The organism is Rhizobium ecuadorense, assembly GCF_001187535.1.
Taxonomy (GTDB): domain Bacteria; phylum Pseudomonadota; class Alphaproteobacteria; order Rhizobiales; family Rhizobiaceae; genus Rhizobium; species Rhizobium ecuadorense.
The window spans coordinates 1-233 of sequence record NZ_LFIO01000869.1 but is presented as its reverse complement, the minus strand read 5'-3'; the positions used below and the strand labels follow the sequence as shown (position 1 = coordinate 233).

The window sequence follows — 233 nt, the reverse complement described above, 5'->3', positions numbered from 1 at the left end:
GGAACAATCCCGAGCAATTCTCGAACCGCTTTAGGGATGGTGACCTGCCCTTTTGCCGTGACTGTCGTCGTCATGCCGAAACCTCGTAATACCGCTTTAGTATTAGGTATTACTATCCGGTTTCGATTTCAACATCGCCGTGTGAACCTTCTTATCGTCGCATACGGAGAGACTGCCAAGCCGCCGACTAGGCCAATGTGTGCTCAACAAACGGCGCGATTTGGTCGAGGGCG

The 233-nt window shown here is 52.4% G+C and carries 1 protein-coding gene; it reads right to left on the bottom strand.

The annotated features are described in order from the left end of the window. A partial coding sequence (locus AF337_RS40455) for an AbrB/MazE/SpoVT family DNA-binding domain-containing protein (protein ID WP_152971090.1) occupies window positions 1–74 on the bottom strand: 74 nt, incomplete at its 3' end. Between the last annotated feature and the right edge of the window lie 159 nt (window positions 75–233).